The 20,962-nt window shown below is 38.6% G+C and carries 15 protein-coding genes and 1 pseudogene; 11 read left to right on the top strand and 5 right to left on the bottom strand.

The window, feature by feature from the left end; genetic code table 11:
- Positions 1-472 precede the first annotated feature (472 nt).
- The gene (locus NEOC84_RS06790; RefSeq protein ID WP_166157099.1) at positions 473-859 is read left to right on the top strand and encodes a hypothetical protein; all 387 of its coding nucleotides are present in this window, start codon (positions 473-475) and stop codon (positions 857-859) included.
- A 30-nt stretch (positions 860-889) separates the two neighbouring features.
- Here NEOC84_RS06790 and NEOC84_RS06785 read toward each other — a convergent pair whose 3' ends face one another.
- A complete protein-coding gene (locus NEOC84_RS06785) occupies positions 890-3,100 on the bottom strand; it encodes a UTP--glucose-1-phosphate uridylyltransferase (protein WP_166157096.1) in 2,211 nt (736 codons plus the stop codon).
- Between the two features lie 234 nt (positions 3,101-3,334).
- On the opposite strand from NEOC84_RS06785, the gene NEOC84_RS06780 reads away from it, so the two are divergent.
- From NEOC84_RS06780 to NEOC84_RS06745, 7 genes and pseudogenes are all read left to right on the top strand, one after another.
- Positions 3,335-3,610 (top strand): SWIB/MDM2 domain-containing protein, encoded by a 276-nt coding sequence (locus NEOC84_RS06780; RefSeq protein WP_166157093.1) that lies wholly within the window; start codon positions 3,335-3,337, stop codon positions 3,608-3,610.
- Positions 3,611-3,711: 101 nt separating this feature from the next.
- Positions 3,712-4,692 (top strand): UDP-2,3-diacylglucosamine diphosphatase LpxG, encoded by a 981-nt coding sequence (gene lpxG, locus NEOC84_RS06775; RefSeq protein ID WP_166157090.1) that lies wholly within the window; start codon positions 3,712-3,714, stop codon positions 4,690-4,692.
- Positions 4,693-4,696: 4 nt separating this feature from the next.
- On the top strand, positions 4,697-5,380 hold the full coding sequence (gene ispD / locus NEOC84_RS06770) for a 2-C-methyl-D-erythritol 4-phosphate cytidylyltransferase (protein ID WP_166157087.1): 684 nt from the start codon (positions 4,697-4,699) through the stop codon (positions 5,378-5,380).
- A gap of 3 nt (positions 5,381-5,383) precedes the next feature.
- Positions 5,384-6,133 (top strand): tRNA pseudouridine(38-40) synthase TruA, encoded by a 750-nt coding sequence (truA, locus tag NEOC84_RS06765; protein ID WP_166157084.1) that lies wholly within the window; start codon positions 5,384-5,386, stop codon positions 6,131-6,133.
- A 506-nt stretch (positions 6,134-6,639) separates the two neighbouring features.
- Positions 6,640-10,299 (top strand): leucine-rich repeat domain-containing protein, encoded by a 3,660-nt coding sequence (locus NEOC84_RS06760; protein WP_166157081.1) that lies wholly within the window; start codon positions 6,640-6,642, stop codon positions 10,297-10,299.
- A 321-nt stretch (positions 10,300-10,620) separates the two neighbouring features.
- Positions 10,621-11,331: pseudogene (locus tag NEOC84_RS06750) on the top strand (DUF1670 domain-containing protein).
- Between the two features lie 40 nt (positions 11,332-11,371).
- A protein-coding gene (locus NEOC84_RS06745) for an IS5 family transposase (protein WP_242678224.1) occupies positions 11,372-12,198 on the top strand; the annotation gives its coding sequence in 2 pieces (ribosomal slippage) (positions 11,372-11,759 and positions 11,759-12,198; 828 coding nt in all).
- A 406-nt stretch (positions 12,199-12,604) separates the two neighbouring features.
- Here NEOC84_RS06745 and NEOC84_RS06740 read toward each other — a convergent pair.
- The gene (locus tag NEOC84_RS06740; RefSeq protein WP_207391822.1) at positions 12,605-13,825 is read right to left on the bottom strand and encodes a leucine-rich repeat domain-containing protein; all 1,221 of its coding nucleotides are present in this window, start codon (positions 13,823-13,825) and stop codon (positions 12,605-12,607) included.
- Positions 13,826-15,063: 1,238 nt separating this feature from the next.
- On the opposite strand from NEOC84_RS06740, the gene NEOC84_RS06725 reads away from it, so the two are divergent.
- Positions 15,064-15,333 carry a hypothetical protein gene (locus tag NEOC84_RS06725; protein ID WP_166157069.1) on the top strand — a complete coding sequence of 90 codons (270 nt, stop codon included), beginning with the start codon at positions 15,064-15,066 and terminating at the stop codon, positions 15,331-15,333.
- A gap of 5 nt (positions 15,334-15,338) precedes the next feature.
- Here the strand turns inward: NEOC84_RS06725 and NEOC84_RS06720 are convergent, their stop codons facing one another.
- The 3 genes from NEOC84_RS06720 to NEOC84_RS06710 form a co-directional block, all read right to left on the bottom strand.
- Entirely contained in the window at positions 15,339-15,545 is a 207-nt protein-coding gene (locus NEOC84_RS06720) for a hypothetical protein (protein WP_166157066.1), read from the bottom strand.
- Between the two features lie 12 nt (positions 15,546-15,557).
- Positions 15,558-17,717, bottom strand: a complete 2,160-nt coding sequence (locus NEOC84_RS06715; protein WP_166157063.1) for a hypothetical protein — start codon at positions 17,715-17,717, stop codon at positions 15,558-15,560.
- A gap of 743 nt (positions 17,718-18,460) precedes the next feature.
- Positions 18,461-19,144 carry an HAD family phosphatase gene (locus tag NEOC84_RS06710; protein WP_166157060.1) on the bottom strand — a complete coding sequence of 228 codons (684 nt, stop codon included), beginning with the start codon at positions 19,142-19,144 and terminating at the stop codon, positions 18,461-18,463.
- A 35-nt stretch (positions 19,145-19,179) separates the two neighbouring features.
- On the opposite strand from NEOC84_RS06710, the gene NEOC84_RS06705 reads away from it, so the two are divergent.
- Complete coding sequence (locus tag NEOC84_RS06705; protein WP_166157057.1) at positions 19,180-20,013, top strand: D-Ala-D-Ala carboxypeptidase family metallohydrolase; 834 nt, start codon at positions 19,180-19,182, stop codon at positions 20,011-20,013.
- A 424-nt stretch (positions 20,014-20,437) separates the two neighbouring features.
- Positions 20,438-20,893 (top strand): transposase, encoded by a 456-nt coding sequence (locus NEOC84_RS06700; RefSeq protein WP_166157054.1) that lies wholly within the window; start codon positions 20,438-20,440, stop codon positions 20,891-20,893.
- The last annotated feature ends 69 nt before the right edge of the window (positions 20,894-20,962 follow it).

Raw genomic sequence — 20,962 nt, 5'->3', positions numbered from 1 at the left:
AGGGCTTTTTTTCCATAGCTTGCCTATATTTTTGTTGTTGCAAACTAATTTTATAGCTCTTATGTGTTAAAGAGCAATCTTATCGCATACACTTCTTAGCATTTACGCAACAACGCCTCTTTTAACCCCATTATTCCTAGATAATTTTGTAAAATAAATTTAAAGGGACGAATTAAAATATTACTACAACACCATCTTTAAGCAATATAATAAAGTCTGATTAAAATAAATTTCCTTTTAATATAGAGAATGATAAAATGCGATACTTATAAAGTTAAAGAACTTTTGACAAGCTCAAACTGGATCGAAAGCAAAGAAATTAAAAATTTTCTATCTTTTGTTAGCTTGCCTCTTTGTTGCAAGAAAATGAGGCAAATCGTATAGTAAGGATATTTTCTTTCTGAAAAAATGCAAGCTCGGTTGGTTTGAAATATTTTTTATTAACATTCAAAAGAAATCCTGGAGGATTTTTATGGTCGAAACTACTAATGTACAAAGCACCGCTTCTTTAAGTGTAAGATCACTAGGAGATACTGTAAAGTCAGGCGTAACATGGTTAGGGCGTCAATTTAACCATGGCGCTAGGGCAATTAAAACACTTGTAGCCAGGATATGGTTTGCAACTGTTGATTTTTTTAAAAATTTTCCTGCTTATCTTCGTTCTGGTTACGGTATTGGAGCTATCCTAGGAACAGCTGGCCTCTCTGGATTAGGAGCAAGCTTGACTCTTAAATCTAAAAAGCAGCAAGTTGCTCGTGCTGTTGCCACAGTAGCAGCAGGTGCGTTATTATTTGTTGCAGGTGCAGTGATGTTTGCTTTTGGCCGCAATCCTGTTACCTTTTCTCGTCATACCTTCTAGTCAAGGTGCATGTTTAACACTTAGACGCATTCATGTGTCTAAGTGTTTTTCTAAAATAATTCTATCTTCTTTATCAAAGAAATAGGTAAATAGAGGACGAGGAACCCTTATTTGCTCTCTAATAAACGCTAGTTCTCCTTCCCTATTCTGAGCAATTACACGCTCTCCATCAGCAACCTCAATCTCTAGATTGCCTTCTAAAGTAACATTTTCAGCAATAAATTCTGAACATCCTTTCAAGGTAATCTTTAAAGATTCATCTCTAACCATTTGCTTTTTCCAATAAGAAGAAGAAAGCTTTTTATTAATCCCTCGATTAACCACACATACATTCTTCAGCACACAACGTCCTACCTTTTCACTATACGTAATGATCCCTTGAGCATTTTTATGGCCTACTACATTTTCTGCATAAATCAATAGGCTGCCTTTTATATTCACTTTTTGCAGAATAAGTTCAGAAATTTCTAAAACCATCTCGGAATTTAAACTTAAACTTCCTCCCTGAATTTTCTGCGCAATTACCGAATATAGAGGACCTAAAGCTGGATGAAAGGAAGTGATACAAGCCGGCCCCTCTTGAATGTATTGATCCTCATGAGGCACTTCAGGAAGCTGCATTTTGCAATGATGAGTAAACAATTCATAATGGTTTTTTAGTTGATCCCAGTAGCAACCCTCGGGAGTTTCCAAAAAAGATTGCCCTTCTGCAAATGCTTTTTTTGTCACTGAAATTGTTTTCCTTCTCTGGTTATAGGTAACAAATGTGCCAAGGTCTTTAGCTTCCAAATGCTCTTGCCTTTGAGGAAAATGAGTAGTTATTACATCAGCAATATTCTGCATAAGCGATTCTAGCCGCCCTGCATCCACCTGTTGCCTTCTTCCTTCTAAAGAAAGGCAAGCGACCTTATGCTTCATGTTAATTAACATGCCAGGAATTGGGTAGCTATTCACTAAATTTTTAATCGCCATTAAATCAATAAATAATATATTAGTATTTGCAGGAAGTGCAGAGTAAAAGCCTCCTTGCTGTTCAGCTATTTCTGGAATATTTCTTTTTACAAAATCTGGATATTCAATATTAGAAATGCAATACTCATATCCTTGATTGCTCTTTTTCTCTATCAACACATTCATACCTTCGGCTGTATTTAACAGACGAGGACAAGAGGCAAATCCTAAACTTTGGTTATTTAGAATTCCACACCCACTAAAAGCAAGCAGCCCATAATCAGTCGAAGCGGCAGGGTTATTGATCTGCCGTACCAAGGCTTTAGTGTAACCTTTCTTTAACAAACGATCGATCACACCTGCTTCTACGGCCAGTTTCCAAATAACTCCATGCCCGCCGGGCTTAAAGATAACTCGCATGGATTCTGCCACTGCCCACTCTCCTTGCTTAGTCAGGACAGGCACTAAAGGCTGCTTAAAGAAGTCGAACGTATCTTGCGGCCGCCCAAACCAACTCGACCGCTTACAAATATCGAGAATATGCCTATGATTATTTTTCTCATCAGAAGTCATCATAGCCACAGGAACGATTAAATATTTTCCGGTTAATTTATAATACAAATATTCGCGCGCTTGCAAATCGCGAATTAATCCTTCTAATAACGTTCTTCCCTCAAAAAGCAATTCTGCTGAAGGCAAATCTTCACCGGTTTTTTCATCCTGCAATTGTAAGCGATCTCCCGCTCCCCCTACTGGATATATTTCTGCCATCAAAGGCATCTTTTCCACAGCTTCTCGGATTGCTTTCCTTACGAAAGGGGTTTCACGGGATATATCATAGCCTGGCGGCTTACTATAACGTTCTAAGGGTGATAAAAAGTTATCTTCCTCCTTCCCTAATTCTTTTTCTTCAATAAGTTGTAACATAACGCAATGATAGCCAACCAAGCCACCTATCATCGCATAAAAGTCTTCAGCGGGTGCTAAGCTTTCAATTAATTGATTAAGAGCTAGGTGAGGATTCGAATGTTGATGCATCCCTTGAAAAATTATAGAACCTTGGCCTAAAGCTAATAAAGACTTAATAATGACTTGTGCTTGAGCATTACAGCAAAAAAGAAAATCTTTTAAGTAGGAGTTTTGCTGTAGAAAAGCTTGTACTTCGGGATTTCGATTCAATATATCAAGCCGCTCGTCAATCTTCTTAGCGTTTTTCAATTGAGCCGTAAGAGATTTTAACCTTTTAAGGCTATGTTTGATAGAATGTATAGCAGAAGTAGATGTCGACATGATATTTTTCTTTTACTTGGTTAAGATGGAAGCATTTATAGCAAAGAATTTGATTTTATCCCTAATCCAATAATCGATCTTAATGCTTTTTTCTTATGATTTCTTTTGACTTATAAATGAAAACAGCGCTACAAAGAATCCCCTAGCTAGGAATGTTATCGAGACAATCTAGCTAACTTGATTTAACAGTTATTTGGAAAAAAGCAATATCCTTTAACAACGCATAAGGAGTAAATGATGACAAAAAAAAATTCGGCCTTTATGAAACCCGTACAGGTGAGCCCTGAATTGGCAGAAATCGTCGGACAAGGCTCTATGCCGCGTACGGAGATCACAAAAAAAGTGTGGGAATATATTAAAAAACATAACCTTCAAGACGCTCAAAATAAAAGAAACATCAATCCCGATGCTAAATTAGCTAAGGTTCTTGGAAGTCAGAGTATTGATATGTTTAAAATGACAAGCAAGCTTTCCAAGCATATTAAAGAGCCAGAAGCAGCTAATTCTTAAACTCTTCTATAAAAATGCTAATCTTTAATGCCTTATAAATTAATGGTTAGCATTTTTTCCTTTTCATTTGTAAAGATCTCCCTTAAAATTCTAACAGCTCCATGAAAAAAAGTCATAGATTCAACAAATTTATTATTAATTTACCTAATTTTTTTTGGGACCTTTGGTGCTGCCTGTCGATTATAGGCATCTGGCCGCGTTTTATTGAAAATAAATTGGTAAGCAGGACCTTTAAAAGGTTTAAGATTTCCTATTTACCTAAAGATCTACACGGATTAAAGATAGCCCAATTCTCAGATTTACATCTTCATCCTCAAGTTCCCCAAAGATTTCTAGAAAAAATTAAAAGAAAAATTGAAAGCTTCCAACCTGATATCATTGTATTTACAGGAGATTTTCTTTGTTTTTCTCTTTCTCGCGATTTGGTGAGACTTGAACAATTTTTTACCTCGTTAAAAGCACCTTACGGATGTTTTGCCGTTTTAGGCAATCACGATTATAATGCTTTTGTCTCTGTAAATGAACAAGGAGAATATGATGTTCTCCCCGCTTCTACCGGGTCTATAGATAAAGTTTTGAAACGTTTATGGACCACTAAAATTTTGTCAAGAAGAGCAACTGATCGTGCTAGGGCAGTAAGACCTCATGCGGAGTTGGAAAAAACTTTAGGGAAAACTCATTTTCGCTTACTAAAAAACGAATCCCTCTTGGTTCCCATAAAGGATACTTTTATTAATATAGTGGGTTTAGAAGAGTATTCCACAGGTCGGCATGCCCCTGCATTAGCTTTTCAAACTGTTGACCCCCGTTTCCCTGGACTTGTCATTGCTCATAATCCGGACATTGTACCTCATTTGCTAAATTTTTCTTGGGATGTTATCCTATGTGGACATACCCATGGAGGCCAAGTTAATCTTCCCTGGCTATGGAAAAAATTTACCTTGATGGAAAATCCTTACTTAAAAAAAGGCTTAATATGCATGCAAGATAAATGGATTTACGTCAACCGGGGCATAGGTAGCGTCATGCCCTTTCGATGGTTTTCTATGCCTGAACTCCTTCTGCTGACCTTAGAGACTTAAAATCATGACTTCTCAAAAAGTAAGCGTTATTCTTTTATGCGGGGGCCAAGGTTTGCGCATGCAAAATGCTACTCCTAAACAATTTCTTACTCTCCATAATAAGATCATCGCTACTTATAGTTTGGATGTTTTTAAAACCTTACCCGAAGTGATAGAAATGGTAGTAGTTTGTGAGCTTGCCTATCAAAAGTTTTTTTCTTACCCCGAGCTTTCAATACCCTTAAAGTTTGCCTGTCCTGGTAAGCATCGGCAAGACTCTGTTTTCAATGGCTTAAAGGCTCTTACTTCGCAAGCAGGCTTTGTCTGCATTCATGACTCTGCTCGCCCTATTATTACCCCTCCCCTAGTGCAACGTGTCTTAAAAGCAGCCTTCCAGCACGGAGCCGCTGCAGCTGGCATGCCTATTAAATTTACAATTAAAGAGCACGACGGAAATCATATTGTTAAGCAAACACCTGATCGCTCCAGATATTGGGAAGTTCAGACTCCTCAAGTTATTCGCAAAGATATTTTGGAACAAGGCTTTGCCCACGCCCTTACACATCATTTAGAGGTCACTGACGATGTCTCTTTAGCCGAACATCTTGGATACCCTGTCAAATTAGTGGAGGGGTGCTATACAAATCTTAAGATTACCACTCCCGAAGATCTTATTCTAGCTAAACATCTGCTCAATGAGCCTATCTAGACCATGGAAGAATATAATTATAAAATGATTATTGCCTATGATGGCACTCAGTACAGTGGTTGGCAGATTCAACCTAATGGTATAGCTATTCAGCAAAAGATTGAGGAAACCCTTAAGATAGTGCTAAGACATCCTACCTCCTTAATAGGGTCGGGAAGAACAGACGCTGGAGTCCATGCTTTAGGACAAGTTGCTAACTTTAAAACTTCCCTTCCAATTGATCCTAGACGTTTCTTGCATTCCCTAAATGGTATATTGCCTAGAGATATTCGTATCCCTAGCATCGAAAAAGTTCCTCTTAATTTTCATGCCCGCTATAGTGCAAAAGGAAAAATTTACCATTATTATCTTCATCTTAAGCCTACTTTAAATCCTTTCAATCGCTTGTATTCCCTTCATGTGAGCGAGAAAATAGATAGCGATTCTTTAAAAGAAGCAGCTCAACTTTTTATAGGCACTCATGATTTTACTGCTTTTGCCAATGAAGCCCATTCAGGAGTTGCGGCCCATGACCCCATAAGAACTCTCCAAAGGCTTGATGTTGTGCCTACCGAAGAAGGTTTGTGCTTAGAATTTGAAGCCGAAGGCTTCCTTTATAAAATGGTGCGCAATATTACCGGTACTCTTCTAGAAATTGCTTGTAATAAACGTTCAATCTCCTCTATCCCTGAGATTTTTGCTTCTAAAGACCGCCGCTGTGCTGGTAAATCCGCTCCCCCTCACGCTCTATTTCTTATGAAGGTTATCTATTGAATTTCAATTTTGAGTTATTCAGGCAGCAATCAAGAAGCCTGTTTCTTAAACATCAAACCTCAAAGAAGGCTTTTTTGATTGATGGCTATAGGCTGCTATTCCTGCCAGCATATTGGCTAGAGAGTTTCCTCCACTTCTTATACCTTTTATGCTAGAAAGGTGGATGCCTTTTAATTGATCGTTTACAATTTCGATTATAAATCTTTTTATTAGCAGGATTTTGTCCTGAAAGGACATCAACTTCTATTTCAGATTTGATCGTATGCTTGTTAATAGCTCTAAACCATGATCGATGAGCTTTTGTCCCAACTTAGGATGAAAGCTAATCTTTATTGCCAACCCACTTTCCCATCAGGCTAATGGAAAAGATATCGACTCATGCAATACAGGCGAGTCTTTCTCTTTTTTAACTTTCAAAATAAAAATTGCTTAATAAAGAGGAAAAAGAGTAAGTTTTTGGCAAAAAGGTATGGTAATTTCTTACCACAAAAACTTAAGGAGCTTATATGGTGCCGTCAAATCCTACTTCTACCACCCAGATAACTTTCCGCACTACAGTGTCAGAGAATATAGAAGATGTGGTCTCAGGAGAGCTGATGACTCGCGCTGTTACTTTGTTTCCTTGTGGCCATACCTTTAACGAAGATACCGTGATCCAATGCTTAGCACGTAATAAACTTTGTCCCCTAGATAGAAGGCTTATTGAAAGACATGCACCCAACTATACGGTGAGGCACCTAGCTGAAACGGCTGAATCTCATCCCTTAGAAGAAATTAAGCATGAACCTAGCGAAGAAGCTGTAGGACATTTCTTACGTGGTAAAGAACTTGCTGAAAAAGGAGAGCATGCCACTGCTATAGAAGCTTTACTGCAAGCTTTGCAATTAACTCCTGCCTATGAAAAAGCCCAAGCCTATCTTGAATTTTGCCTTAAACGCTCTTCCGAAGCTTCTTCATCCTCACAGCCGCTCCCTGTTTGTTTTGATAATGAAGAAAAAGGTAAAGAAAAAAGCCTTCCTTCTTCAGACTCTTATAAAGAACGCTATACTGAGCTCTTATTCAATCTTTTAGAAGAACCTTCCATTCAAGAGCATTCAACCTTAAAGAAAATGCTAGAGAATCAATTGGAAGAGTTGATGGGCCAGGACAGTGAAGAACTGACCCAGAAAGATAAGCTAGGCTATAAATGGACGGAAAAATTATTAGGAGAGAATAAAAAGATTAGGCAATTTGCTGTCGAAAAATTGCGCCAAATCTATCAAGTGCCCTCTTCTCCCCTTCCCACAGTGGCTTCTCAAACTTCTATTTCTACCCCTTCTTTGTTTAACCCTACTTCTCAACTTGCTACTACTAACACTTCTTTGTTTAGTGCAACTAAAGAGATTCAACCTCCTTCTACTTCATCTATCACACCTTTTTCCATGAAATTGCTTTACAATGCAATTGTTCAGATTCATTTTCCTGAAGGGAACAGGAATTTTATAGCACAAGCTGGCATTTTAGATGAGATTTATGAAATTAAACCTAATCTTCCTATCGAAGAAAAAGTATCCCACATCTTTCAAAAGCTTTTTACCTTAGCCGCTTCTCTTTCTCCTATAGAATTTGAAGGAAATGCTACGGAAAGCAAGGCTTTTACCCTTTCTAATTATTCCTCCTATCTGCTGAATATTGACCGTCTCTTAATCTGGCAGAAGCTACCAGGGGGAGCAGGGTTTTTAAACCAACCACACATTAAAGGTTTACCTTTAAAGAAAAAAGGAGAGGTGCTAACGCAGTGGATAAAAGAGTACGGTAAAGATATTACCTCTCTGAACTTAGATAAGTTAGGCTTGACCTCTTTACCACCAGAAATTATGCAGCTTACTAGGCTGCAAAAGCTTGAGCTAAGCGGCAACCAGCTAACAATTCTGCCTGCTGAGCTGTGGCAGCTTTCTCAGCTGCAAGTGCTTAACTTGGAGCGCAACCAGCTAACCGCTATTCCTGCAGGCATCGGACAACTTTCTCAACTGCAAAGTCTTTACTTAAGCGGCAACCAGCTAACTGCGCTTCCTGAAGATATAGGGCAACTTACTAATCTAGAAGGGCTTGATTTGAGCCAAAACCAGCTAACCGTTGTCCCTGCAGCCATTGGACAGCTTTCTCAGCTGCACACGCTTTGCTTAGGCAACAACCAGCTCACCAGTCTTCCTGCAGCCATTGGACTGCTTGCTAAGCTGCACACGCTTGGCTTAGGCAACAACCGGCTAACAATTTTGCCTGCCGAGTTATGGCAGCTTTCTCGGCTGCACATTCTTAACTTAAACAACAACCAGCTAGCAGCTCTTCCCGCAGCAATTGGGCAGCTTTCTCAGCTGCAAGAGCTTTACCTACAAAACAACCAGCTAACCGCTGTCCCTGCCGCCATCGGACAGCTTTCTCAGCTGCACACGCTTGGCCTAGGCAACAACCAGCTAACAATTTTGCCTGCCGAGCTATGGCAGCTTTCTCGGCTGCGCATTCTTGACTTAAACAACAACCAGCTCACCAGCCTTCCTGCAGCCATTGGACAGCTTTCTCAGCTACAAAAGCTTTACCTACAAAACAACCAGCTTACCAGACTGCCTGCCGAGCTGTGGCCCCTTTCTCAGCTGCAAGTGCTTAACTTGGAGAACAACCAGCTAACCACTCTTCCTGCAGATATAGGGCAGCTTTCTCAGCTGCGATACCTTAATATAAACAGCAACCAGCTTATCTTCCTTCCTGCCGAGATAGGCCAGTTAGCTCAGCTGGATGTGCTTAACTTGGAGCACAACCAGCTAACCACTCTTCCAGTAGAGATAGCGCAACTTTCTCAGCTGCAAGCGCTTAACTTGGAGCACAACCAGCTAACCGCTCTTCCTGTTGAGGTAGGGCAGCTTTCTCAGCTGCGAGCTCTCCATTTAAACAGCAACCAGCTTATCTTCCTTCCTGCAGAGATAGCGCAGCTTTCTCAGCTACAAGAGCTTTACCTAAGTAGCAACCAGCTAGCCGTTATTCCTCCAGCCATGGGGCAGCTTTCTCAGCTGCGCACGCTTGGCTTAAACGACAACTATTTAACCATTATTCCTACAACCATCAGGCAGCTTTCTCAGCTACGAGAGCTTTACCTACACAACAACCAGCTAACCGCGTTTCCCGCAGCTATCGCTCAGCTTTCTCAGCTGAAGAAGCTTTGGCTAAGCAGCAACCAGCTAACAGCTCTTCCTGCTCAGATTGGGCAGCTTTCTCTGCTGCAAGAGCTTTACCTACAAAACAACCAGCTGACCAATCTTCCTGCAGCCATTGGACAGCTTTCTCAGCTGGAATTACTTGGATTAGAAGAAAACCAAATAGCGACCATTCCTAAAGAGTTATGGCAGCTTTCTCAGCTGAAGAAGATTTGGCTAAGCAGCAACCAGCTAACATCTCTTCCTGCAGCCCTTGGGCAGCTTTCTCTGCTGCAAGAGCTTCACCTACAAAACAACCGGCTTACTAGTCTTCCTAAAGCCATTGGACAGCTTTCTCAGCTGGAATTACTTGGATTAGAAGAAAACCAAATAGCGACCATTCCTGCAGAGTTATGGCAGCTTTCTCAGCTGCGTACGCTTGACTTAGACAATAACCAGCTAGCCGCTATCTCTGCAGAGATAGGGCAGCTTTCTCAGCTGCAAGCGCTTTACCTAAGCAACAACCAGCTCACCAGCCTGCCCGCAGAAGTTGGGCAGCTTTCTCAGCTGCAAGCGCTTTACCTAAGCAACAACCAGCTCACCAGCCTGCCCGCAGAAGTTGGGCAGCTTTCTCTGCTGCGCACACTTGGCTTAGGCAACAACCAGCTCACCAGTCTTCCTGCAGCCATTGGGCAGCTTTCTCAGCTGGAATTACTTGGATTAGAAGAAAACCAAATAGCGACCATTCCTGCAGAGTTATGGCAGCTTTCTCAGCTAATAGCGCTTAACTTAAGTAATAATCAGCTAACCGTTATTCCTGCTAAGATAGGGCAGCTTTCTCAGCTGCAAGAGCTTTACCTAAGCAATAATAAGCTAACTTCTCTTCCTCAACTTTCTAAGCTTACGAGGGTTGAAATTTATGGTAATCCCGGATATCATGAAGAAAATGACTTCTTTGTATCGCTAAGAGACTTTCAAAAACTTGATAGGAAGATTTAAGTTGATAGAGTGAGAGGTATAATTATTAAGGGGAGCACTAATAGTTTACACTTTTTCAAGCAACATATCTAGGATGGCAGCCCTTGACAAAGTTCTGGATGACATAAGGCTATTTTTGCCCCATTTTAAGGTGGCTATTTAGCAGTTTTACCATCTGTGCTTTAGTATGAAAGCATTGTTTCTCAATGTGGAATTTTGCATCTCGATTTAAAAATTCATCGGAGTTCAGTTCTAGGCAATAACTTTGCAAATAATACAAGCGAATATGCTCCTTGTTTTTTGTGAGCCAATCTTTAACTATTTTCGATTAGGTCAGCGAATATGGTGCGTCAATTTTATTCGCAGACCTCTCATATGCAGCCGGGACAAGTTACATGGCCGGCAGTTCATCGCAACGAATTTTCATCCTATGGAAAATCTATTCAAGACACGCGTTTAACAACGGTAATTTTAGATTTGGTAATCTCGTAAGATGCTATGGAAAGAGCCAAGGGGAAAAAATTAAGGGTTATAAAAAAAGAAGCTGCGGCGCGGATGTGGAAGCAAGCTTTTGATCAAGAAGGTTGCTTAACCCATGCGGAATTAGCTATTTTGTTAAAGATATCGCCACAAAGTGTAGGCAAATATATTAAGGAGTGGGAATTAGAAAACCGTGAGGTTCTTCCAAGAAGAGGGTCTATCCATGATATAGGCCCTACTTTAACTCACAAAACAATGGTTATTGAAAAGCTCTTTATCGAGCAAAAAACTGCTCAGCAAGTGAGTAGAGAAACAAAACACTCTTTACCAGCGATACAAAGGTATATATCCAATTTCAAGCAAATATTGCTATGCAAACAAAAAGGTATGTCTACAGAAGAAGCAGCTATTTCGGTGGGTAGGACATCGCGCTTAGTCAATGAATATGAAAAGATTATTGAACAATATAAGGAGAAAAATTATGTTATAGCCGCATTATTGAAAAGTGAAATCGGAATTGAAATAAGAACCCAGATAACAATAGAACTCTTTCGAAACTGGAATAAAATGTGAATTTTAGTAAAATGGTGACTTAACATTTAAAGGAGGCACCATGAAATTCGATAAGATAGAGAAATTAGATGATGAACGCTTTCGCAGATTGACAGGGGTAAAGCGTAGTACCTTTGATAAGATGGTGCAAATTTTACAGGAAGCCGATACGGCCAAGAAGATTAAAGGCGGGCGTAAATATAAACTACGTTTAGAAGACATGCTGTTGATGGCATTGGAATATATGCGAGAATATAGAACCTATTTCCATATTAGCCAAAGCTATGGAATCAGTGAAAGCTCAGCTTATAAAGCGGTGAAGTGGATTGAAGATACATTAATCAAGCATCCAGATTTTGCTTTACCGGGACGTAAAGAGCTTTTGAAAAGCGATACGGAATATGAGGTTATTTTGGTTGATGCTACAGAAACGCCTATTGAGCGCCCTAAAAAAAACAAAAGCGCTATTATTCAGGGAAAAAGAAAAAACATACCCTAAAGACCCAAGTTGTAGTCGATAAGAAGAGTAAAAAAGTAATTTGTACTTCATATGGCAATGGCAAAAAGCATGATTTTAGGCTATTCAAAGAATCCCAGGTTAAAATCAATCCACAAATAAGAGTGTTAACCGATTCAGGGTATCAAGGATTAAAAAAGCTGCATGCCCAAACCCAAATGCCCAAGAAAAGAAGTAAGAAGAATCCTTTAACTCAAGAGGACAAAAGAACAAATCAAAGTTTATCCAGAGAAAGAGTTACCAATGAAAACGTCATTGGCCTCCTTAAGCGATTTAAAATTATAGCCGATCGCTACAGAAATAGACGTAAAAGATTTGCTCTTCGCTTCAACTTGATTGCAGCAATCTATAACTGGGAATTAAATACGTGAGTTTCGAAAGAGGTCTAATAAATGAAGGTGTTGATAAAAAATATTAATCAGAAAAAAGATTAGGTTAAATGCCAGTTAATGACAAGTGTCCTTATTTTGGTTTGGCTAAAAGAAAGAGATTGATTCTTTGCCTTATTTGAGAAAAACAGCTCTTTTTGGCGCAATGTTTTAATTTTTCTACCGAATGATGGAATACAATACGCCTAGCTTCTTCTTGTCAAGAAAGGTTGCTCTCACAGCATAGCAATCTGCAGAAAAAGAGAGAAACTTCTTGTCATTATAAATGTGTAGGTTACTTTAAGATTACTTAGTTGCGGGAAGGAAAGCGGATGACTTATTTAAAGTAAGATGGCTAAAAGTTTTTATTTCATTTTAGCTCACCCCAAATTAAAAAGTACTTGTTATTCTACAATTGAAAACGCTGTCTTATTTTTTCGGCGATATCTTTCAGAGGATTTTCTGCTAATTCAAGCCTTTTCAGCTGAGACAGTTGCCCGATTTCTGTAGGCCGAGCGGTGAGCTGGTTTTGATTTAAGTTAAGCACTTGCAGCCGAGACAATCGTCCGATTTCTGCAGGAAGGCTGGTGAGCTGGTTTTGATTTAAGTAAAGCACTCGCAGCTGAGACAGCTGCCCGATTTCTGTAGGTAGAGCGGTGAGCTGGTTTTGATTTAATTCAAGCCTTTGCAGCTGGGATAGCTGCCCGATTTCTGCAGGCAGAACGGTGAGCTGGTTTTGATCTAATTCAAGCCATTGTAGCTTAGACAATTGACCTATTTCTACAGGAAGGCTGGTGAGCTGGTTTTGATTTAAAATAAGCCATTGCAGCTGAGACAGCTGCCAGATTTCAATAGGCAAGCTGGTGAGCTGGTTTTGGTTTAAGTCAAGGGTTTGCAGCTTAGATAACTGGCATATTTCTGGGGGTAAATAAGTTAAGCCTGCTTTAGATAAATCTAAAATCGTGATGTTTTTACAATTTTCTTCAATCCAATTGCTAAGAAGCTCTCCTTTTTTCTCTAGAGGCAAGTGCTTAATTTCTTCTCGGCTCAAGTATTCTTCCCCACCAGGAAGTTTTTTCCAAAGTAAAAGGTGATTAATATTTAAGAGATAAGAAGCGTAATTAGCCAGCGTTAAGCCTCTTTTTTCTTCTGTTTTCCATTTAAATTCTACTAGAGACAAGTGCTTAATTTCTTCTCGGCTCAAGGATGCTTCCCCACCAGGAAGTTTTTTCCAAAGAAAAAGGCGATTAATATTTAAGAGATAAGAAGCGTAATTAGCCAGCGTTAAGCCTCTTTTTTCTTCTGTCTTCTCTTTAAATTCTAAGGAAGAAATAGATTTAGCTAAGGTAAGAACTTGTTTAAAAACTTGATAAACTTTTTCAGTAGAGGTAAGTGCAGGATTGAGTTGATAAACTTTAGTTAACATAAGAGTTCGCTGGGTAGTGGCATTTTCCCTGGGGAAATGAAGCTGGGCTATTTTTTTATAAAGGGAAGGCATGACTTCAGAAGCCAGCAGATGATGCCATCTTTTACAGACGCTAAATAAGGAAGGAACTGCGCAAGCCTCTAGGATAGGGAGCAACAATTCATTGGGCAAGCTTTCAATAGAGGCCGAAGAGATAGGATGCATTTTATTTCCTTGGGTAGTGACGACCTTTCAGTACTTTTATTTTTTTAAAGACAATATAAAAAAATTAAAAAGGCAAGTCAAACCAATTCGTATCCTTATCAAGGAAAAACAATTCGCAGATGATCTACCGACGCTTTTTTTTCAGATAAATTCAAGGAAAGGGGGAGACCTTCCAAGCATTTAGAAGCAGCCGCAGGTTTTGGCGATTAAGTGATGCGGCAATTCTGGTTTGGCTAAAAGAATGAGATTGATTCTTTGCCTTATTTGAGAAAAACGGCTCTTTTTGGCGCAATGTGTTAATTCTTCTACCGCATGATGGAATGCAATACGCCTAGCTTCTTCCTGTCAAAAAAGGTTGTTCTTCCATCGTAGCAATCTGCCGAAAAAGAGAGAAAATTCTTGTCATTTATCACTTCTACTCTATTGACAGTATGCCATACTTGTCGCATCCAATCCCGGCCAAGTTTTTAAAAAGATAGCAAAAAGAGGAAAACCTCTACAGGGTGCTTTTATAGGTTCAAACTACATTTAATTATTAATAATAAAGGAGAAATTCTTGCTTATATGTTAACACCAGGAGATGTGGAGATCCCTGTCTCGATTTGGCTAAAAACATTTTTGGCATAATGTTTGCCGACAAGGAATGCATCTTCCCCTATTGTTTATCAAGCTTTACAACAAGGGCTTAGAAATTATTACTAGGCTTAGAAAGAATATGAAAAGCAAGCTAATGTCAGTGGTAGATAAGATTTTATTAAGAAAGCGGGGAGCATTTGAAAGCATTAGCAATAAATTGAAAAAACTCTTGTCAAATCGAACATCATCGACATCTTAGCCCTTGGAATTTTTTTATCAATCTAATCAGCGGAATAGTGACCTATGCTTACGAGCCCTACAAGCCCTGCATTCAATTGACTTGCAGGGAGAAAAGTTAGCTTATAGTCTAGGTATAATTTGAAGCTGTCGTAGAGTGTTTTCTTATCTGATAATGCGCGTTTATCAAGCTATTTATCTCGGTAAATTTTAAGTTGCTGGCTGAGCTACTACTCGTAAAATTTGACATAAAGTAGCTTTTACTTTTAAGATTTATAGAAGGTCAACTAGCTTTTTCCACATGCTGCAAATGTTTTAAATTTTTATTAACCTATTAACTTAGCCTCTTTGCTGTTCTTTAGCTTAACTAAAGAATGGCAGAGCAACGAAGTTAAATTAAGCTAAATCTTACAAAAGAAAGATATATGACTATTTATTCTACTTCTACCGCCATGCCTCTTTACCGACACCCTACAGGAAGGCTTTTTCGATCCCACCCGCAAGGAGGTTACGAGGAGCAAACTCCCGACGGATGGATTCCCGTTACTAACAGCCATTTAATTCGTTCTATTCAAGAAGATTCTTTCAGTATTTCCCCTACACCTCCTGTCTTAGCTTGTCGTAGCTTGACAATTTATTCTCAACCCACCACCATCCCTTCGCATCTCTTTCTTAATCTCTTAAAAAAGAAGTAGGTTTCTTAATGATTGAGAAGAGTCTTATATTTTTCATGGACAGTTAGTGCTTCTGTCTCTGAAACACTATAGCCATCTTGTTCAATTAGATGGAAAATATCTTGATTGAATGACTTGTCTTCCCATTGGTCCGTATCAAGTCGACGAATTTCTACTGTTCCATCGATAGTACGTGCAATAAATGCCGGGGTAACATAATAACGCCAATCCATAGCTAATCTCCTTTATCCTATTTTTATTTGATCTATGCCTGCTCCAAATAAATTTAATTGTACCTGCTCACACAATTTAATTACGCTCCTTGGATTAGATAAGCCAGTACTTTCTAAAATTTTCTCACGGGAAGTATTGTCTTCTAACTTACGCATGACCTGATCTAAGAAATGATGGGACATTTCTTTAATGGATTCATTTGTGCCATCATGAACTTGATGAAAATGGAACTGAACCTCTCCCATGATTCTTTTTTCAGTCAGCGGTGTTCTTAAGTAAACCTTTGCATGAATACCCACATAGCCACTGGAATAATCTTCTTTAAACTTATTAGAAAAGACTATTTCATATCCTCTTTTTCGAGATTCTTCGGCAAATATATGAATAGCTTGACGCATTTCATCCATGTTGCTGGCAATAAAGGTAGTACGTATGGTGTCATTCAACTTCTTTAACGCTCCTGAAATATCTGCCCCATTACCTGCCCATATGCTAGCTTTCCTAGTCATACTTACCTGGGTTTTAATAAGAAATTGGTTTGCATCTCCATGAAAAGAGTGAACGCCACTTTCCTGGCAAGTAGCTGCTACCATTTCTAAAAACTCGCTTTTCACTTCTAAAGCACTATCGTGCAATTCTGCAATAGTAGAAGCATCATTTATCCAGGAAAGATGGGCAGAAGAACTTCTTTCAGTCTGATAGTCTTTTTCCAGATTTATCTTACGGGCAATTATTTCTTTTTGGACCCTCCAAGCTTCCCTTATCAGTGAAGCTTTATCAGGGATCACCCCGTGTACGCCTTCCAATGAAAGTAAAGAGTGACTTCCTGCATATTTATCCGCATGATGGGCCGCCATACGCAAGTTTTGAGCCACCTTATCAGTTAGCTGTTCTTCTTCTAAAAGTTTTAAGGTCTTCCTATTAAACTGAAGGATCTGCATATCCTTTCTGATGACTTGATCTTGTAGCACATCGCAGACTAGAGAGGGTAAGACCAGCTTACCATCTGCATTTCCTACCATTCTAGTTTTCAATAGCTCTTGTTTTTTATCAGCAGGTATTTCATTTAATTCTCGGATCCTTTGCTGAAGAGAAGATGAGGAAATAGCTAGCAATGTTGTGTAAATTTCGGGATAAATTTTCTCAAGGACCGCTAAATTATTTATTATACTTGAGTGAGCCTCTATGAGAAAATCTTTATACTTCTGTTCTACTGGCTTGCCTTGTTCTAACCTTTGTAAAAATTTAACATAAGCTCCTGGCGTCCCTTGTACATATCTTAAAGCCTTTAATTTTTCTTCTGTTGGAAGCTTCATTAGCTCTAAAATAGCTTTTTGATCTTCTTCAGGTATAAAATCTGTCTGAACAATGGCACCTGAACCCTTAATTATGCCTTGTTCATTAAGGCTTTCAAGAAAAGAGGGAGAATTTATTCCTTGCTCGTGCAAGACTAAAACCACTTTTTTTCCTTCCTTCCGTAATTCTTGTGCTAAATTTGCTATTAGCTCGGCTATTTCTAAGGCCTCTCCTTCTAAGGAAGCAGTGTTAACGAGGTCAAACTCATCTAAAAGAATAGTATCAGAGGAAGATTCTAATAGGCCTTTTTTGATACTTTCATAATTATCCTGCAACCATTTTAATTCATGGCCTTTTAGCTTATAATAACCCTCGCACCATAGATGTTCTTGCTCTTGGTCAGTGCTTTTGTGCAATTCGAAATAAGAGGTAAGAAATCCCTTTTTTAGATCAAAGGTTGTAGGGTCTTTAACCGCTAAGCGAATTTGCTCAGATTTACCGGTTCCGGGCGCACCCTGTACAATACAAGCCCCATGAACTTTTAAAGCTTTTTTTATGGCAATGACAACAGGTAACCTCTCTTTTACACTCTGCGTCGGTTGGCGGGAGCTTTTTGTAAGCTGATGAAAATGAGCAGCCCATTGCACCTTAGAATCGCTACTAAGTCTCTCCTTACCCCTCTCTTGAATGATAGGGCGACGAGTAGCTATGGGGAGGGAGAGACGATGGATAGAGTAAGACCTAGAATGAAGAATAGTTGTGCGCAACATGATGCGATGAACTTCTGAAGTACTTTTAGTTATAGCCTTACAAGTATGGAACAGAGCATTATGCTGTCCCACGCCACCAGATAATGTTTTTTTTAAAGGTGACATTACATACTCCTTTCTTTTAAATTAACGATCATTAACAAATGATTTTCTACTTTAACTATATTTTAATTATATAAAATTAAAATAATATAATCAAAAACAATAGTTTTAAACAAAAATAAAATTTATAAAACAAAATATAGCTTGTTATTTATCAACAATTTAAATTTAAAAAATAATTTAATAAAAAAACTAAATATAATAAAAAAACATTAAAAAATAAACATTAATATAAATAATAGATAATAAAATTTAGTTAATTATTGAAAATTTAAATGAGGGAGATATATTTTTTTAAGGAGGAGAAGTTATAGGCGAGGAAGCTTTGAAGGATTTATAGATATTCAAGGGAGAATCTTGCCACCACTTGTACCATAAAATTCCTCAAGAAATTTAAAGGGAAAGCCTCATATTACCTGGGAAAAAACCTATAACAGCTTATTTTGAATTTTGATTATAGGGTCACCTTGCTGGAATTCTCCTAGAGGACTGAATTGAAGATCAAGCTTTGCGGCTTTATCGATGGTTAGGTAAATGGCAAGAAGATGAGCCTTTAGATACCTTGCTAGAGGCATTAAAAGAATGGATGGATGGGCCTTAGAAGGATTAATTGGGAAAGGCTAATATTTTTACTCAAAAGAAAATGGTTACTACCTAGCCGTTCGATAGAAGCAAAGAATTTATTAAATATTTTTAAGAGAAAAGGTGAATATCAGTAAAAAATGCGAGCATGCAAAAGTATTAGGCTAGAGCCTTAGACTTTCTAGCTTTTGCGAATTATTTAAGACATTAAAGTCGACAACACGAATCACATTTGAAGGGAGGTTATCATAAGCAGCTTTTGAAACGAGCACCGGCTGCGCAGAGGTTTGCAAAAGAGCCTTAATACCCCTTGGGGTATCTTCAAAACCAATAATATTATCTTGGGGATCGGCAAGTTGTTTGATGGCAGTAAGGTAGCTTTCTGGATGAGGTTTAGGATGAGTGTAAAGTTCGCGGGTAAACCAATAGGGGATGGTATTGAGAATAGGAAGCTGACAACGAACAGTATCTACAAGCTCCTGAGGAGAATGAGTCACCACGCAACGTTTGATATTAGCCTTATCTAAGGCCTCTAGAAGTTCCTGCACTCCCGGCATAAGCTGGATGTTATGACGTAAAAGTTTGATGACTTTTTCCTTTTTACAAGCATACAGAACATCCCAGTTAGGTTCTACTTCATAGAGGGCAGGCAGCTCACGATAAATTTCCTCTTTTAATCCCTCAGCATGATAATGAGCCGCCTGGCAATAGCGTGTAAAGCTCCAATCAAGATTAAATCCATATTTCTTACACATGTACTGATAAGCTCTGAAATGAATTTCTTCGGTATTAACTAATAAACCATCGAAATCAAAAAGAAAGAGTTGATAATCATCTATCCATTGCATAAGCTAATGATTCCAATTTTAGTTAATTTATTCATATGCGCTACTTTTCTATTATTTCAACTTTCCTTCTGGCCTTTCTTCTTAGCAGCTGTTTTTTTTCTGAGGAAGCAGAAAGTGAACGTGCACGGCTGCAAAATGCTATAGGAGAATATATCTATCGCCGCCACAACGAATATCTTTTTAAACCAGAGCCCGCTACTCAATCAGCTCCCATTCTATATTCCTGGGAAAATCATTCTTTTGATTCTATCACTAAAGAGTATTTTCGTTGTAAAGGCAGTAGCCTAAACCCTCCGCATGTCGTTCATCGCAAGCAAGAGACCTTACGTTTTTTTGACTGTGGAGGAGCAGAACGCCATAGTTTGCCTTTACATCACGATAAAGAATTTGTCTACCCCATTCTAATTAATTTACTTAATTACCTTCAGCATAAATCGGGTAGAAAAATTGTGATTACCTCAGGGCATCGCTGCCCTCAGCATAATATCTATGTAGATGATTCTATAGAAAACCAATCATCTAAGCATATGATCGGCGCAGAGGTCTCTTTTTATATCCAAGGATGGGAAAACAAACCGGAAGAAATTATTAAGCTTATTCACGGCTATTATTTAGAAACACCTAAATATAAAGGGCTAAAAGATTTTCAAGAGTTTAGCCGTTATGAAAAGCAAGATACTAATGTCTCTACATTGCCCTGGATGAATAAAGAAGTGTTTGTAAAGCTTTTCAAAAAAAAGGAGGGGCGTAACTTTGATAATCGCCATCCTTACCCTTATATTAGCATCCAAGTACGTTACGATGTAGAGAGCCAAACAAAAGTATTTTACTCGTGGGAAAAAGCTCATCGAAATTTCCTACGTCAATAAAGTAAAGCATATTAAAATTTTTTATCCCAGTTTTACAGAGAGAAATAGAATACATCCATGGCGAAACTGCAAGTGATTAGGGGAAAAGGGTTAAAAAGATTAAAAAAAAAAAATGAGAAGAAAGCCAAAGGATAAAAAGTGGCGGGCTTATGAAGCCTGCCTATCCAATGCTTTGGAAGTTACTTCTCTATTTAAAAAGATGCATCTATAAAGCCTACGATTGTATAAAGGGTTGCTCAAAAAACGTAGAAGCATAGTTCTTTTCCTCTTTCATCCATGGCAAGGGCTGCATCTATTTAGTTTGACATGATTTAAAGGATATTTCATGCTTAAGCATATTTTGAGAGCGTTTTTTCTCCCAAATCGCTATGCTTTGTTTACGCCTAAATCATTATAAAGCTCTTAATTTCTTGCAAAGTTGACTATGAAACCAATCAAGCTAGATAACCAACAAAGCCGTCTTTTTAAATCTCGCTTTAGCGATGAACTCAATCTAGATCATCCTCTTATCCAGCTATCCAAATTGATTGAATGGAAGCAGCTGGAAGAAGAGTTTGATAAGCTGTTTGTAGAAAAGATAGGGCAGCCAGCTAAGCCTGTAAGGCTAGTTGTAGGGCTCTTTATCTTGCAGCATATGTATGGGCTTTCGGATGTAAATGTGGTGCATCAATGGGTAGAAAATCCTTATTGGCAATACTTTTGTGGGTATGAATTTTGGCATCATGCGCTGCCTATTCATCCTACTTCTTTAATTAGATGGAGATCTAGATTGGGTGAAGCTGGACTTAGCAAGATTTTACAAGGGACGATTGCAGCAGCTGTTCTGACAGGCGCAGTGAAAAAAAAAGCCTTAAAAAAGTCATTGCCGATACAACCGTAATGCCTAAAGCTATCGCCTTTCCTACCGATGCCAAACTTTACTTTAAATCTATTCAAGCGCTTGTAAAAA

It is taken from the genome of Neochlamydia sp. AcF84, from assembly GCF_011087585.1.
Taxonomy (GTDB): domain Bacteria; phylum Chlamydiota; class Chlamydiia; order Chlamydiales; family Parachlamydiaceae; genus Neochlamydia.
This window is presented reverse-complemented; position numbering and strand designations above follow the sequence as displayed.